The 15,548-nt window shown below is 58.2% G+C and carries 14 protein-coding genes and 2 riboswitches; of the genes, 5 read left to right on the top strand and 9 right to left on the bottom strand.

Features of this window, described 5'->3' with window-relative positions:
* Positions 1–78 precede the first annotated feature (78 nt).
* Genes cobM through IEX86_RS05805 form a run of 9 tightly spaced genes read right to left on the bottom strand, consistent with a single transcriptional unit; the run spans position 79 to position 6,895 of the window.
* The gene (gene cobM / locus IEX86_RS05845) at positions 79–867 is read right to left on the bottom strand and encodes a precorrin-4 C(11)-methyltransferase (RefSeq protein WP_188865176.1); all 789 of its coding nucleotides are present in this window, start codon (positions 865–867) and stop codon (positions 79–81) included.
* Positions 864–1,628: a precorrin-3B C(17)-methyltransferase gene (gene cobJ / locus IEX86_RS05840; RefSeq protein WP_188865175.1), complete on the bottom strand. Its 765-nt coding sequence runs from the start codon at positions 1,626–1,628 to the stop codon at positions 864–866. The genes cobM and cobJ overlap by 4 nt, the downstream gene beginning before the upstream one ends.
* Positions 1,625–2,389: a cobalamin biosynthesis protein gene (locus IEX86_RS05835; RefSeq protein ID WP_188865174.1), complete on the bottom strand. Its 765-nt coding sequence runs from the start codon at positions 2,387–2,389 to the stop codon at positions 1,625–1,627. Before IEX86_RS05835 ends, cobJ begins: the two co-directional genes overlap by 4 nt.
* Complete coding sequence (cobI, locus tag IEX86_RS05830; RefSeq protein ID WP_188865173.1) at positions 2,383–3,081, bottom strand: precorrin-2 C(20)-methyltransferase; 699 nt, start codon at positions 3,079–3,081, stop codon at positions 2,383–2,385. The genes IEX86_RS05835 and cobI overlap by 7 nt, the downstream gene beginning before the upstream one ends.
* The gene (gene cbiE, locus IEX86_RS05825; RefSeq protein ID WP_188865172.1) at positions 3,078–4,343 is read right to left on the bottom strand and encodes a precorrin-6y C5,15-methyltransferase (decarboxylating) subunit CbiE; all 1,266 of its coding nucleotides are present in this window, start codon (positions 4,341–4,343) and stop codon (positions 3,078–3,080) included. Before cbiE ends, cobI begins: the two co-directional genes overlap by 4 nt.
* Positions 4,340–4,981 carry a precorrin-8X methylmutase gene (locus IEX86_RS05820; protein ID WP_188865171.1) on the bottom strand — a complete coding sequence of 214 codons (642 nt, stop codon included), beginning with the start codon at positions 4,979–4,981 and terminating at the stop codon, positions 4,340–4,342. Before IEX86_RS05820 ends, cbiE begins: the two co-directional genes overlap by 4 nt.
* Before the next feature lie 4 nt (positions 4,982–4,985).
* Positions 4,986–6,014, bottom strand: coding sequence for a sirohydrochlorin chelatase (locus IEX86_RS05815; RefSeq protein WP_188865170.1), 1,029 nt, complete (start codon positions 6,012–6,014; stop codon positions 4,986–4,988).
* Positions 6,014–6,700, bottom strand: coding sequence for a CbtA family protein (locus IEX86_RS05810; protein ID WP_188865169.1), 687 nt, complete (start codon positions 6,698–6,700; stop codon positions 6,014–6,016). The genes IEX86_RS05815 and IEX86_RS05810 overlap by 1 nt, the downstream gene beginning before the upstream one ends.
* 9 nt (positions 6,701–6,709) lie before the next feature.
* Positions 6,710–6,895: a CbtB domain-containing protein gene (locus IEX86_RS05805; protein WP_188865168.1), complete on the bottom strand. Its 186-nt coding sequence runs from the start codon at positions 6,893–6,895 to the stop codon at positions 6,710–6,712.
* A 96-nt stretch (positions 6,896–6,991) separates the two neighbouring features.
* A riboswitch (cobalamin riboswitch) is annotated at positions 6,992–7,207 on the bottom strand.
* Positions 7,208–7,265: 58 nt separating this feature from the next.
* A riboswitch (cobalamin riboswitch) is annotated at positions 7,266–7,455 on the top strand.
* A 124-nt stretch (positions 7,456–7,579) separates the two neighbouring features.
* On the opposite strand from IEX86_RS05805, the gene cobW reads away from it, so the two are divergent.
* From cobW to IEX86_RS05780, 5 genes are all read left to right on the top strand, one after another.
* The gene (gene cobW, locus IEX86_RS05800) at positions 7,580–8,632 is read left to right on the top strand and encodes a cobalamin biosynthesis protein CobW (RefSeq protein WP_188865167.1); all 1,053 of its coding nucleotides are present in this window, start codon (positions 7,580–7,582) and stop codon (positions 8,630–8,632) included.
* Positions 8,633–8,635: 3 nt separating this feature from the next.
* Positions 8,636–12,382 carry a cobaltochelatase subunit CobN gene (cobN, locus tag IEX86_RS05795; RefSeq protein ID WP_188865166.1) on the top strand — a complete coding sequence of 1,249 codons (3,747 nt, stop codon included), beginning with the start codon at positions 8,636–8,638 and terminating at the stop codon, positions 12,380–12,382.
* Positions 12,383–12,425: 43 nt separating this feature from the next.
* Positions 12,426–13,436, top strand: a complete 1,011-nt coding sequence (locus IEX86_RS05790; RefSeq protein WP_188865165.1) for a magnesium chelatase ATPase subunit I — start codon at positions 12,426–12,428, stop codon at positions 13,434–13,436.
* Entirely contained in the window at positions 13,361–14,107 is a 747-nt protein-coding gene (locus IEX86_RS05785; protein ID WP_229685268.1) for a VWA domain-containing protein, read from the top strand. Before IEX86_RS05790 ends, IEX86_RS05785 begins: the two co-directional genes overlap by 76 nt.
* Positions 14,108–14,192: 85 nt before the next feature.
* Positions 14,193–15,512, top strand: coding sequence for a DEAD/DEAH box helicase (locus tag IEX86_RS05780; protein ID WP_373290398.1), 1,320 nt, complete (start codon positions 14,193–14,195; stop codon positions 15,510–15,512).
* Positions 15,513–15,548: the final 36 nt, after the last annotated feature.

Below are 15,548 nucleotides of genomic sequence, written 5' to 3'. Positions count from 1 at the left end.
TAGGTATTGACCGCCTTCAGATCGCCCCAGACATGAATGCATCATGCCTGGGAGAGGGGCTCTGGTAGGCGATCAATCTCATGCGGGTGGCTCCTCGCTGGTTTTCTTGCGGCGCTTGTATGCTGGACGATATACATGAGCCTTGTCCTCTCGGTAAAGAAAGGATTCGGAAAAGTCATCCGGTGCCAGCACGCGTCCGACCAGAATCAAGGCGGTACGGTGAAAGCCTTTGGCCCGTACTTTGGCTAGGATATCCTCAAGCGTGCCCATGACCCAATCCTGATCCGGCCAGGTCGCGCGATGAACGACAGCAACGGGACAGTCGGCGCCATAGTGAGGAATCAGATCTTCAACGATCTTGTGCAATCGGTTGATGCCTAGGTGAATCGCCAGGGTTGCGCCATGCCGTGCGAGGTCGGGCAGCTGCTCACCTTCGGGCATGGCTGTTTTGCCCGCATAGCGCGTGAGAATAATAGTCTGGGAGATATCCGGTAGCGTCAGTTCTGTGCCAAGGAGTGCCGCACAGGCAGAGGTTGCTGTGACGCCTGGGATTACTTCGAAGGGAATCTCAAGCTCACGCAAACGGCGGATCTGCTCACCAATGGCACCATACAGTGAGGGGTCGCCCGAGTGAACGCGCGCCACGTCCTGGCCCTTTGCATGGGCTGCTTCGATCAATGCCATGATTTCTGCCAGATGCAGCTCTGCCGTATTGATGACCTGCTCAGCGGTGTTGCCCTGGAGCACAGCCTCTGGAACTAAAGACCCTGCGTAGAGGATGACTGGGCAACTGTGAATCAGGCGCTGGCCCTTGAGAGTGATCAGTTCAGGATCGCCTGGACCTGCGCCGATGAAATAAACAGTCATGCATCGGCTCCCAGCTTTTTGGCATAGCCGCGAGGTGTATACACCCATTGGCCGACACGGCGGGTTTCACTGTTGCCAACCAGTACGATCGTCAACATATCGACTTGAGTTGGGTCTAGCTCACCCAATGTGGTGACGGTGATCTGCTCGGTCGCCCGAGTAACATTGCGGCCAATGATGACAGGTGTTTCCGCAGGACGCCTTTCCAGCAGCAGTTCACGCGCACGAGCCAGCTGCCAGGTGCGTTTCTGGGACACAGGATTGTAGAAGGCAACCACAAAGTCGCCCAGGCCTGCAGCCTTGATGCGCGTCTCGATAGTTTCCCAGGGAGTGAGCAGGTCCGAGAGCGAGATCGTGCAGAAGTCATGGGCAAGCGGGGCGCCGACCCGGCTGGCACAGGCTTGTAGGGCCGAAATGCCGGGCACCACAGCGATATCCACTTCATTCCAGGCAGGCAGTGCCTCATGCTCCAGTAGCTCGAAAACCAGTGTCGCCATGGCATAGATGCCGGCGTCGCCGCTGGAAAGCAGGGCCACACTGCGGCCCTCGGCTGCCAGCTCAAGGGAGCGGCGGGCGCGACCAATTTCATCACCCAATGGGCTGTCGTGCCGTGCTTTCCCGGCAACGATTTCGCCAAGCAAGTCTACGTACAGAGGATAAGCCACCAGATCCGTGGCGGACTCCAGTGCGTGGCTGGCTGCGGGGCTCAAATGTTCCAGCCCGCCAGGGCCAGTGCCGATGATAACTAAACGTCCAGTCATGAAGGGTCCTGATAGGCGCGCGCCAGGGCAAAGGTCGCACGCGCGTTCTTGTGTTTGGGAATGATCAGCTCGGCTGGACCGCCTGTCATTTGCTCGGCCAACGCAAGGGCGGCAGCCTCTGCTACGCCGTAGCAGCCGGTCTCGCGAAAAACAATGGCGGAGCGCTGAGTGAGCTGGTGTTCGTAACGGTTGAGCGTGTCGGGCTCAAAAAAGTGAATAGGCACGTTTAACGTTTCGGCTAATGCGAGCATACCGACTTCATCGCTTTTCAGGGCAATACTGGCGATACCGCTCACGTCAGCAATGGCCAGCGAATGAATAGCCAGGGTATGTGTCATCAGTTCGTGCAGTACTGCCTCAGGACAACCCCGCTCGCAGCCTAGGCCAGCGATATATAGGGGGCGGGTATAACGGCGAGCGCTGGTGATAATGCATTGGGCACCTAGTTGTTCAGCCCATTCCTGGGCCCACGCATTAGCGCCACCCTCATGCCCGGACAACAGTGGAATGATAAATTGACCGGCTTCGTCCAACACCAGCACCGGCGGATCACGGTATTTGTCCTGTAAGACCGGCGCGAGGGTACGCACGGCAATACCGCTGGCGCAGATCAGTGCCAGTCGATGCCCGGCTTGAAAGCGTTGCTGTACCGTCTCCGTAAAGGGCTGTGGACGGTGCAGCCATTCGGCGGTCTTATCCAGGTTTTGCAGCCGACGAGCGAGCGCCGCGCCGGCATCGGTCAGGCTGATAATGGTTAGCATGACTGCGCGCCGATCAGAAACAAAGCAAAGTAGGGCCCTTGTTCAACGTCGGGCATTGCTTCGTGGCATTGAATGATTCGCTGCGTGTCACGGCTGGCATATTCGACGTAAACGCTATTGACGTCGCGGCCTGTATGGCGCAGCAGGCGCAGGATTTCACCGTAGTAGCGGCCCGGCTTCATGATCACAAGTGGGCCCGGCTCAGCCAGGGCGCTGCGCAGGCGTTCCGGCCCGCCAGTGGCGGGCAGAATACGCAGGCTCTGCTCTAGTCGGGTCAGCGGATGCCTCGCCGCGGCGGCGGCTGCCATGATCGAGCTGATGCCGGGTACGATCTGGCAAGGAAAGCGGTCGCCCAAGCGGTCATGTAAGTAGATGAAGCTACCGAAAAGCAGAGGATCGCCCTCACACAGGACGGCCACGTCCTGTCCGTGCTCAAGCTGTTGGGCAATGTCCCCGGCCGCCTGATCATAGACGGCAAGCGCTGCATGACGCTGGCGCTCGAAGGGCATGCGGATAGGCAATTCCAGCTGAACGACAAGGTGCTCCTGCGCAATGTCCCGTGCCTGGGATGCTCCATGCTGATTGGTAATATAAGCCACCACCGGACATTGACGGATCAGGCGGGCAGCCTTGAAAGTAAGCAGTTCGGGGTCGCCGGGGCCGACACCGATGCCATAGAGCGTACCGGTCATGGTTTGATTCGCTTGAAAAGAAGGACAGGCAGATGTGGCCGCAGGAGCCGCTGTCCTGCCAGGTAATCGCCACGGGAGACGGCCAGTTGAATCCACTCATCTTCAGTCGGGACAGGTATTGCCTGCGCAAAGCTATGCAGCGCCACACGCGCCTCTTCAGTAACTGCGGTGGCAATCAGGCGCCCGCCTGAAGGAAGCTGCGACCAGCACGCCTCAAGGATGGTTGCAAGATCACGGCCGCCGCCCCCTACAAAGATAACGGTCGGCGCAGGCAGCTCGGTAAGTGCTTCAGGCGCTCGTCCCTCATGAATATGCAGGTTCTTGACGACGCCAAAGTGCTCACGGTTCGTAGACAGGTGCCTTAGTCGCTCCGGGTGATATTCCAGCGCGTGTACCTGTCCATAGGCATTCCAGCGAGCCCACTCTACTGCGATACCACCACAGCCGGCCCCGATGTCCCAGCCAATATCGGCTGCACGAGGCTCAATCAGGGAGAGTGCGCACAGACGTACCTCCCGCTTGGTCAGCAGCCCCTTGCCAGCCTCATCACTGTCTGTGCTAAAGGCAGTGTCGGCGATGCCTGGAAACTCGGGCAGTACGCCCCCTGCGCCCAAGGTCTTGAAAATCACTACATTCAGCAGAGAGAAGGTATCGGTTGATGCACTCAACTGGTTGGCTGGATGAGACGATACGCGTTCGTCATGGGTACCCAGGTCCTCAGCCACCCAAACGGTAGAATCGGTAAAGCCAGCTGCAAGGAGCTCACCTGCTATGGCAGCGGGATGGCTTCGGGCATCGGTCAATGCTGCATACCAGCGGTTAACTTTCAGGCAAGCGCGCAGGCTGGATAGGGGGCGGCCATGCAGGCTAACGACTTCGGCGTCCTGCCAGGGTTGCCCGAGCCGGGCGAACGCGGCTTGAATGCTGGAGACGGCCGGATAAAAGCGCAGCTGCTCAGGATCAAGATGCTTGCGTAGATGCCCGCCAAGACCATAAAACAGGGGATCGCCGGAGGCGAGCAGGGCAATGCATTGATCAGCATGTTTCGCCAGGAGTGACCAGAGTGCGGAAAACGGGCTAGGGAAATAAGCCCTCCGAGGAACGGTAAGTCCTAAGCGTTCGAGCGCTTCGAAGTGACGCGGTGCGCCGATGACCAGTTCAGCGGTATCGAGTGCATGGCGTGCCTCAGCGGAAAGCGCTTCACCCGCCAACCCCAGGCCGATCACTTCCAGCGTAGGGCCTCTCCAGATCCGCTCGGTCACCAGCGTATTCCTCGTTGCACGCGCGCCAGTGCATTGAGTGTTGCGGCTGCCAGTGCACTGCCGCCGCGGCGGCCGCTCAACGCCATCCATTCAATGCCCAATGCCTGACCATGTTCCATCAGCGCCTCCTTGGATTCCGCAGCGCCGATAAAGCCAACGGGCATGCCGATTACCAGCGCAGGCTTCGGTGCACCCGCTTCAAGTCGCTCAAGAAGACGGAACAGAGCGGTCGGCGCATTACCAATCACAACAATGCTGCCAGACAGGTGCGGCTCCCATAGTTCCAGCGCTGCCATGCTACGGGTTTCACCTGCTGCTTTTGCCAGCGCCGGAACGCGGGGATCGTTCAGGAAGCACAAGGGGCGATCCCCAAACATGCGTCGTGTCAGGCCATGCTTGACCATTTCTACATCGCACAGAACAGGAGCCTCGGCGGAAACTGCGGCTAACCCAGTCTCTACGGCACGTTCACTGAAGTGCAGCGCCTGAACGATTTCCGGTTCGCCGCAGGTGTGCACCAGACGCATAGCAATCTGCGTCTGGTCGGCATCAAGGCCGCTGAGATCCGTCAGCGCTCTGATCTGCTCGAAGGACTGACGCTCGATCGCTTCCGGGTCGTGCTGGTAATCAAAAGGCATGCAATCAGTCCGCTGGAGTCAGTTTTTGCACGCCTTTCAGCGGCTCGGCAGCGGGCATGGCAGGAGACAGCGCATGATCATGGCTATGACCGTGGTCATGATGATGGTGGTGATGACCGTGGTGGTGATGGTGATCATGGTCAGCGTCAGTACCAATTCCACGAACATGATGGTGATGCCCGAACTGAGGCGCTCCGACGCGATCTTCGAAACCAATGATCTGCTCACGATAGTGGCAAAGCTGGCAATTCATGTTGCCTGTACCTTCCTCGGTCTCGCGCAGCTTATCCACCAGCGCCTCGATGACCAGAGGATGGTCATTCAGGTAACCGGCCTTGGCGACACGTACCTCGGGATGAGCTTCAGCATAGGCATCCACATCTGCATAGATGCGGTCGATCAGTCGCCCTGTAAAGAGGAAGTAGGGGAAAACAACCACATTGCGGTAGCCCAGGCGATGCACCACAGGCAATGCGTCGGCTACCAGCGGCTTGGTCACACCGGAATAGCAGGTCTCGGCCCAGGCGAATCCCATGCCTTCCCACAGGAAACGCGTGATCTTGGTGATGTTGGAGTTCGCATCGGCATCAGAAGCGCCCCGGCCTACAACGACCAGTAAGGTCTCTTCACGGCGATACCCTTCGCCAAACGCTGCTTCGGCCGCTTCGATTCGCTCGCGTGCTGCGCGCATCATCTTGGCGTTGACGCCCAGTTCTACCCCATAGGTAATCTTGACTTCCGGGTTCGCGGCCATGAACTCGTTAAGTTCGCTGGGGATGTCATTCTTGGCATGACCAGCGGCCATCAACATGCCCGGGATGGCCGTAATGTTGCGAGCGCCTTCGGCGATCAGCTTGTTGAGGCCTTCGGCAATAGTCGGACGGGCGAACTCGAGAAAGCCGGTAGTGCACAGGCGATCCGGGAAACGGTCCTTGAGGTGTTCGGCGAGGCGAAAAAACTCTTCGACGCCCGGCCTGCTGCGAGTGCCATGCCCCACGACGAGAATGGCGGGTGCGCTGTTACTTAAGGTCATCAGGTATTCTCAGCTATATCACGGGTGTAGAACCAGGCGCTTAGCCAGCCCAGCACGATCCAGAAGACAGCATTGGAAATAAGGGCCGCCATTTGGAAGTGGTGTTGCAGGGACTCAGGGGCTAGGCTTGCCTGTCCGGCAGGTTGTGGTGCGCCAATTATATGGGGCAGCGCCAAAAGGGCCAATGCGACCAGACGCAACGCCCATTGACGTGTCAAAAATAATAAGGCCAGTGCGCAGGCGGTGGCGGCAGCTGTGCTGACCCACCATCCTTGCCGTGCTGTCAGTTCAGCGGCTGCGGTTCCCGGCAGTTCCGGCGGTAGTCCCAGGGACGGGGCCATACAAAAGGCAAGGTAGCCGGCTGCGCCCCATAACAGGCCTTGCCAGGCTTGGCTGGGCGCTCGTAGCGTAAAGAGGCCAGCCAATATCAGGCCAAACCCAACCGCAACGACCAGATTGCCGCCTAATGTCGAAAGCGTTCTCTGCCAGCCATCATCTGGCGCCCAGGCGGTTTCTTCATGGTGATGAATTAAGGCATCAGCCGTATGCGTATGTGCTTCGACAGCAGACTCATAAGTCTCGGCCTCCAAGATCATGGGAGTGATCCAGAGTCCTTGCAGCAGGCTTAGAACCAGTGCAGCCAGAAGACCGGCAAACCCGGCCGTAAAAGCGATGCGTTTGTACATGTCGCAGCCTCAGTGGCAGGGAAAACCTTCGCTGTGGCGAGTGTCATGGGCGCCGTTGTGAATTGCATCGATATGCGAGAAGCCGGCCAGAAAGACCAGACCTGCACCTAATAGACAAGCCAGCGAGGCGGCAATCAGACGCTGGGTCAGACTTATGGACGCCGTGGACGTCGTGGGCAAGGATTGGCTATTCATGGATTCCCTCCAAGGAGTGTGGCGAGGATGAGGGAACGCACGAAAGCGCGGTCGCTTACGCGCCACGCCATTCAGCTGCGCCCGCCCACCGCGGGTTGCTCAATAGTCAATCAGGCCGGTCTCCGGACTTGTGAGGGGCGCGGGGCAGGAGGCTCCGATGCCTAAAAGACCAGCCTTCCCATGCTCTACAGCCGAGCACAGTGGATATCGATCTTCGCTCACTTACCGTTGCGGGGGCAGTGCCGGACTTGAACCGGCTTCCCGTTTCACCGCCACGAACCGCGTGGCGACACCTGAAATCAGGCGCAAGCAGACCACGAACACAGGCGGAGCGTCAACTTCATCGATTGACACCCGGAGGTGTCGCTCGTAGCCTTTGCGCCTTCAAGGTGCTTCAGCAAATGCCTGAAGCTAAGAGGGAATGCGGTGTAAGGCCGCAGCTGCCCCCGCAACTGTAAGCGGTTGTTCGAATTGCGCTTTTCATCAAGCCACTGCCCTTGGGCGGGAAGGCGAGAGGCGTTGCCGCGAGCCAGGAGACCTGCCTTGAACAACTTTCTGGATACTGCCAGTTGTGCATGAGCAGTATCCTTTCCGACAACCGGGCGGGGTGATCCGGTATGGCGTTTGGACTGCGCAGAGGCGCGTCTTCGTCATGCCTGCCTGTCCCTTTCTGTAAGGCAGCTCATGAAAACCTTGGCCAAGATTCCTGTCACGATCATTACCGGCTTTCTCGGCGCCGGTAAAACTACGCTACTGCGCCATATCCTGGAAAATGCGCAGGGACGCCGCATTGCGGTCATTGTGAATGAGTTTGGCGAACTCGGTATCGATGGTGAAATTCTCAAGCAGTGCAGCATCGGCTGTACTGAAGAAGAGGCCGTAGGGCGAGTATTCGAGCTGGCGAACGGTTGCCTGTGCTGCACCGTTCAGGAAGAGTTTTTCCCAGTGATGCGCGACCTGGTTGCCCGCCGTGCAGACATTGACCATATCCTGATCGAGACCTCAGGTCTGGCCCTGCCCAAGCCGCTTGTCCAGGCTTTCCAATGGCCGGAAATCCGTAACACGTGCACTGTGGATGCCGTTGTGACTGTGGTAGATAGCCCGGCAGTGGCGCTGGGTACATTTGCGGCCTATCCCGAGAAGGTTGATGCTCAGCGTCAGCTGGACCCTAATCTGGATCATGAGTCTCCACTGCATGAGCTGTTTGAGGATCAGTTGGCTAGCGCGGATCTGGTTATCCTGAACAAAGTCGATCAGATGCCGCAAGTGGCCTTGGCCGCTGTACGCAGCCAGATCGAAAGCGAGCTGCCGAAATCGGTCAAGATCATTGAGGCCAGCAACGGTCAGTTACCCTTGTCTGTTCTGCTGGGACTGAATGCGGAAGCCGAGCTGCACATCGATGCGCGAAAGACGCATCACGACCATGAGCCTCATGAAGAGCATGATCATGACGAGTTTGACTCGTTTTCCGTCGATCTACCGGAGGTGGAGGAGAGCACCTTGCTGGACGCGCTGACAGGGCTGGTGCAGCGCCACGGCATCCTGCGAATCAAGGGCTTTGCCGCCATTAAAGGCAAGCCGATGCGTTTGCTGGTTCAGGGTGTTGGCACTCGCTTCGACAAGCACTTTGACCGCGCCTGGAAAGCGGATGAGACTCGACAAACGCGTCTGGTAATAATCGGGCAGGAACTGGACCAGGCCGCTATCAGCGCCGAGCTACGCAGCACACTGGCCTAAGAGATGCATTTACTCAGGACCCAGCCCGGCGGCTTCACACCTGACGACGGAATCGCTCACCTGGCGCAGACGCCGGCGGATCTGGTAATCCTGTGCAGCGCCGACTCGCATCTGGCGTTACTAGCTGAGGCCGCACGTGAATTGCCTGAGGACTTTCCCAGCTTGCGCCTGGCTAATCCCATGCAGCTGATGAATCACGCGTCGGTGGATCTGTATGTTGACGAAGTGCTTCAGCATGCCAAGGTCATCGTTGTTTCATTATTGGGTGGTGCCGGGTATTGGCGCTACGGCGTGGACCAGTTGGTCGAACTGGCTGCCCGGGGTGCCAGGCTGATTCTTGTACCCGGTGACGATAAGTCCGATCCCGAGCTAATGGCACTGGGTAACGCAGCGCCTCAGGATGCCGAGCGGGTCTGGCAGTTTCTGCGGCAGGGCGGCCTCGATAATGCTCGCATGTTGTATCGCTTTATCGGCCGGCAATGGTTGGGACGTGACGAGTCGTGGGCTGAGCCTCAGCCGCTACCGCGTGTTGCCGTGTATACGTCTAGCCCCGAAGGAGATGCACTCAGCACGTGGCGGCAGCGTTGGCAGCAAGACTGTCCAGTGGCGGCCTTGCTGTTTTACCGCAGCCATTTGCAGGCGGCCAACACAGGCTTCATTGATGCTTTTTGCGAAGCTCTGGCGGCTCAGGGGGTCAACCCGCTTCCTATTGCAGTGGCCAGTCTAAAAGAGCCAGCTTGTCTTGCGGATGTCGAGGCGCTGCTGGATTCAGTAGAGGCCGAGCTGATCATCAATACAACGGGATTTGCTCAGTCCAATCCAGACGCGCCTCATCTTCGGCCTTTCCGCCGCGATATACCGGTATTGCAGGCTATCTGCGCTCAGGATAACGAGCAGGGATGGAGGGAAAACGCCCAAGGGCTCGGCCCACGAGACCTTGCAATGCATATTGCCTTGCCGGAGCTGGACGGGCGAATCATTACACGTCCCGTCAGCTTTAAAGGCTTGGCATGGAGAGATGAGCGCAGCCAGAGCGACGTAGTCTGTTATCAGCCAGTGCGGGAGCGGATGGACTTTGTTGCAGCGTTGGCTCGGCGCTGGATCCTGCTAGCCAGGCTCCCGAACAGTGAAAAGCGTACCGCTTTGATCTTGGCTAACTACCCCACCCGTGATGGTCGTATTGGCAATGGTGTAGGGTTGGACACGCCTGCCGCTGCACTTAACATTCTTAGAGCATTACAGGGTGAAGGCTATCCTGTTGAGGGATTGCCGGAGAGCGGAACAGCCTTGGTCCATGCGCTATTGGGTGGCGTAACGAATGACTTGGGCAGCCTGGATCTACGTCCCTGCCACCAAAGTCTGGGCATGGAAGAGTACCGGCGTTTCTTCGCTCAACTACCCAGAGAAAACCAGGACGCTGTGCGGGAGCGTTGGGGTGATCCCGAGCAGGACCCAATGTTTCGTGGCGGCCGTATGATGGTAGCCGGACTGCGGTTCGGGCTGACGTTCGTAGGTATACAGCCTGCGCGGGGATACCACCTCGACCCTAGTGCGGTCTATCACGACCCCGATCTTGTGCCACCCCATGGATATCTGGCGTTCTATTGCTGGCTGAGGCATGTCTATGGCGCTCATGCGGTTGTACATGTAGGCAAGCACGGTAATCTTGAGTGGCTGCCTGGGAAGGGGGTAGGCCTGTCTGAAACGTGCTGGCCGGATGTCGTGCTCGGTCCGATGCCTAATATTTACCCCTTTATCGTCAATGATCCGGGTGAAGGTGCGCAGGCCAAGCGAAGGACCCAAGCGGTGATCATTGATCACCTGATGCCACCCCTGACGCGTGCGGAAAGCTATGGCCCATTACGTGACCTTGAGCAACTTGCTGATGAATTTTATGAAGCCCAGTTACTTGATCCGCGCCGTGCCCGAGAACTGCAAAGTGATATTGCAGAGTTGTTGCGTAATACCAGCCTAGATCTGGAGCTGAAACTGACAGAAGGAGAAGCCCCGGAAGACTGGTTGCCCAAGGTGGATGCCTATCTCTGTGAGCTGAAGGAATCGCAGATTCGCGATGGGTTGCATATTTTCGGCGAGTCTCCATGCGACCGCTTGCGCCTCGACACGCTGCTGGCGCTGGTACGTATTCCTCGCGGCGACGGGCAGGGCGGTAATGCCAGTCTGTTACAGGCATTGGCCCATGATCTAAGGCTAAATTTTGATCCTCTGGATGCTGAATTGGGCGCGCCATGGCAGGGCCCGCGACCAGAGCTATTGCTGTCGATCAGCTCAGACCCATGGCGTATTGCGGGGGATACCCGCGAGCGACTTGAGCTATTGGCGGGCCGGTTGATTCAGGAAGTGCTTGGCGGTGAGCTAACCAAAGCACAATGGCCCAGAGCTGGGCGTGTGCTGGATCAGATCAGAACTCATATCGCACCGCTGCTTGACGCCTGTGGTCCCGCTGAAACAGAGGGTATCATCAACGCGCTGGCAGGACGTTTTATCCCGGCGGGTGCCAGTGGCGCACCCAGCAGGGGCCGACTCGATGTATTGCCTACCGGACGCAATTTCTATTCGGTGGACGTACGTAATCTGCCTACCCCAACGGCGTGGCGTATCGGTTGGCAGTCGGCCAATCTGTTGCTGGAGCGCCATCTGCAGGACCACGGCGATTATCTGCGTCAGTTGGGTTTGTCCGTGTGGGGAACAGCCACTATGCGAACGGGCGGTGACGACATTGCCCAGGCTATGGCCTTGTTGGGTGTACGCCCGGTCTGGCAAACGGGTAGCCAGCGCGTCAGTGATTTCGAGATCTTGCCTTTGACGATCCTGGATCGGCCCCGTGTAGACGTTACATTGCGGGTGTCCGGCTTTTTCCGCGATGCCTTCGCTAACCTGATCCGCCTGTTCGATGCCGCCGTGCAGGCTGTTGCCGAGTTGGACGAGCCGGACGATATGAATCCCTTGGCAGCCCGTGTCCGCGCTGAACGACAGATGCTTGAGACGAAAGGGCTTAGCGCACCTGAGGCGCGGCGACAGGCTGGCTGGCGTGTGTTCGGCTCCAAGCCCGGCGCCTATGGGGCGGGCTTGCAAGGTCCTATCGATGAGCGACAGTGGCAGTCCCGTAATGACCTGGCCGAGGTGTACTTGAATTGGGGCAGCTATGCCTATGGGGCAGATGATCCGGGCACGCCGGCCCGGGAACGCTTCGTCGAGCGGCTCGGTCGTCTACAGGCCGTCCTGCATAATCAGGACAATCGCGAGCACGATTTACTGGATTCAGACGATTATTACCAGTTTCAAGGCGGCATGCTGGCCGCCGCTGAGACGTTGCAGGGCGAAGCGGTATCGTCCTACCACGGTGATCATAGCCAGCCCGAGTCGCCGCGTATCCGTACCCTTAAGGAAGAGCTCAACCGTGTCATTCGCTCACGTGCTGCCAATCCCAAGTGGATTGATGGTGTGAAGCGGCATGGCTATAAAGGTGCTTTCGAGCTGGCAGCAACGGTGGACTATCTGTTTGCCTTTGATGCCACAACACAACTGATAGATGATCACCAGTATGCATTGTTGGCCGATGCCTATGTGCTTGATCCCGCGACCCGTGAGTTTATCCAGCAACACAACCCTGACGCCCTTCGGGAGATGACTGAGCGATTGCTTGAGGCTCAACAGCGTGGGCTTTGGCAGGAGCCGGGGCACTACCGCGAAGCACTGGAAAATATTCTGATGGACAGTGAAGAAAGCTGATTAAGCTTTTTTGCATAATACCAGCCCATAAATGAGCATAGATATGTCTGATACCCCGCAATTTCCCTTGGCTGCCATTGTAGGTGCCGATTCGTTGAAGCTGGCGTTGTGTCTTAATGCCATCGATCCGGGGATTGGTGGGGTGCTGATCGAAGGGCCGCGTGGTATGGCGAAGTCGACCCTGGCGCGAGGCGTAGCGGCCTTGATGCCTGGAGGGTCCTTTGTCACCTTGCCGTTAGGTGCCAGCGAGGAACGCATCACCGGTACGCTGGACCTCAATGTTGCACTGGGCGAAGGACGCGCGGAGTTCTCACCCGGGGTGTTGGCTAAGGCAGACGGGGGCGTACTGTATGTGGACGAGGTCAATCTGCTGCCGGACCATCTGGTTGACCTGTTGCTTGATGTGGCCGCCAGTGGTGTGAACACCGTAGAGCGTGACGGGATTTCCCATCGTCATTCGGCACGTTTTGTTTTAATCGGCACCATGAATCCTGAAGAGGGAGAGCTACGGCCTCAGCTGCTTGATCGGTTTGGGTTTAACGTGGCGCTGAACGCTCATCCTGCTCCTGCGGAACGTGCCGAGATCATGCGCCGCCGTTTGGCATTTGATCTTGATCCGCACAGTTTCGTAACTCACTGGGCCGAGACGCAGGCGGCTCTCGCCCAACGCTGTCAGGCTGCGCGTGAGCGCTTGGCGGGTATCGCATTGGACGATGTATCGCTGTCACATATTGCCGAGCGCTGCTTTGCGGCAGCGGTAGATGGCATGCGTGCGGATCTTGTCTGGCTACGGGCAGCCCGCGCCCATGCGGCTTGGCGCGGCCACGAGGCTATTACCGGAGAGGATATCGATGCGGTAGAGGAATTTGCACTGCGGCATCGTCGCCGCCAGCCGTCTTCTCCAGATGCGCCGCCGCCACCGTCTATCAGTAATCCTGCGTCCGGGCCGTCCCAGAGTCCTGCTAGTGGTCAAGGGCAGTGGGGCGAGTTACCGCCCCAGGCTACGGCGATTGGAGAGAAGCGTTCAGGCGACGCCTGGCCAAAAAAGCGCTGAGCATTCGTCGTCCAACCCGGGCGACGAATGCTCGACCCTTACCGGGAGAGGCCAGCAATGGCCAGCATGGTGCTTCGTGCTCGGGCGAGAAGGGGCCGATTGCCTGGGTGCCTACTCTTTTGAAGGGGCGACCTCGGCAAGTAACTGATCTAGTCCGGCAGCCTCGCTCCCAAAAGCCTGACGAACAGTGGTTGTTTATTATCGACGCCTCCGCTTCCATGCGTCGTCATGGGGCCTTGGTGCAGGCCAAAGGCGTGCTGTTGGGATACCTGGAGCAGGCTTATCGTGCACGGGCAAGCGTAGCGGTGCTAGGAGCGGCAGGCGCAGGCCCGCAGTGGCTTTCCCAGACTCGGCGCGCCACTCAGCGTATACCAGACTGGCTTGAAACCCTTGGCGCAGGAGGCGGTACACCGCTAATGGAGTCTCTCACTCAGGCGCATGAGTGGTTGCAACAGCATCGGCGGCATCATGGAAATGGACGGGTAAATATTGCACTCTTAACCGATGGGCGTATACGTGCCTGGACCTCACTGCCTCGGCTAGACGCATCCATCCTTGTCATAGATGCCGAGCGTGCTCCGGTACGGCTAGGGCGTGCGCGCCAGTTGGCGATTGATCTCCAGGCAGCCTATTGCCACATCGACGAGCTTCCCGCTGGGAAGCTGGAATAACCGCTACGCTAAATAAGGCAGCGGTTTTGTTGCGTAACCGGTAGGCTATGCGGCAGAACTACGATTTTCTTTGAGGTATGCGTCCTTGTTTTCCGATTTCGACCTGCACGAGCGTCTGCTCAAGGCACTGGACACGCTGAAATTCAAAAAGCCCACCCCTGTTCAGGAGGCGGCGATCGGCCCGGCGCTGGATGGACGGGACCTGCGTGTTACTGCCCGTACTGGCAGCGGCAAGACGGCAGCATTCGTGCTGCCGATTCTGCACCGGCTGTTGTCTGAACCCAAGCCTCAAGCGGGTGCGCGGGCGCTGATTCTTTTACCTACACGCGAGCTTGCCCAGCAGACGCTTAAGGAAGTCGAGCGTTTTGCTCAATTCACTTTCCTCAAGGCGGGACTCATTACTGGGGGTGAGGGCTTCAAGGAGCAGGCCGCTGCAATGCGCAAGAATCCAGAGATCCTTATTGGAACGCCTGGGCGGCTGATCGAGCATTTAAATACCGGCGGCCTTGAGCTGGACGATGTGGATTTTCTCGTGCTCGATGAAGCAGACCGGATGCTCGACATGGGCTTTTCCGAGGACGTGCTCAAGCTGGCTGATGCGTGCACTTCAGAGTCCCGGCAGACGCTGCTGTTTTCAGCTACCAGTGGCGGCAATACTCTGCGTACTGTTATCGAGCATGTTCTGCGCGAGCCGGAAGTGCTCATGCTTGACCGTACCGGCGAACTCAACGAGGCGGTGACCCAGCAGATCATTACGGCAGATGATGTCGCTCACAAGGAGCGCCTGCTCCAGTGGTTGCTTGCCCATGAGACTTATCGTAAAGCCATCGTCTTTACCAATACCCGCGTACAGGCTGATCGTCTGGGCGGTGTCCTGACGGCCAGCAATATCAAGGTGTTCGTGTTGCATGGCGAAAAGGACCAGAAAGACCGCAAGCTGGCTATGGAGCGACTGAAGCAGGGCGCTGTGTCCGTGTTGGTTGCTACGGATGTAGCCGCTCGTGGCTTGGACGTCGAAGGCATGGATCTGGTCATCAACTTCGATATGCCACGTAGCGGTGATGAGTACGTACACCGTATCGGCCGTACCGGGCGTGCCGGCGAGGCGGGAGTGGCAATTTCGTTGATTTGCCATACCGACTGGAATTTGATGTCTAGCATTGAGCGCTACTTGAAGCTACGTTTTGAGCGTCGTGTGGTACAACCGCTCAAAGGTACTTACCAAGGGCCCAAAAAACTCAAAGCCTCCGGTAAGGCTGCCAGTACCAAGAAGAAAAAGACTGACACTAAGAAGCCTGCAACCAAAACCAAAACGTCTCCACGGCCCAAGCGTCCCAGCGCCTCTAAAATAGTGAGCCAGGATGGTATGGCGCCCCTCAAGCGTAAAAAGACAGACGCAGAGTGAGTAGGGTGGCCCTGCTCCTGCAGGGCCAACTTCGCC

Source organism: Pseudomonas asuensis (assembly GCF_014646755.1).
Classification (GTDB): Bacteria; Pseudomonadota; Gammaproteobacteria; order Pseudomonadales; family Pseudomonadaceae; genus Chryseomonas; species Chryseomonas asuensis.
Note: the sequence above shows the minus strand (reverse complement) of the source record. Positions and strands in the feature narration are given on the sequence as shown.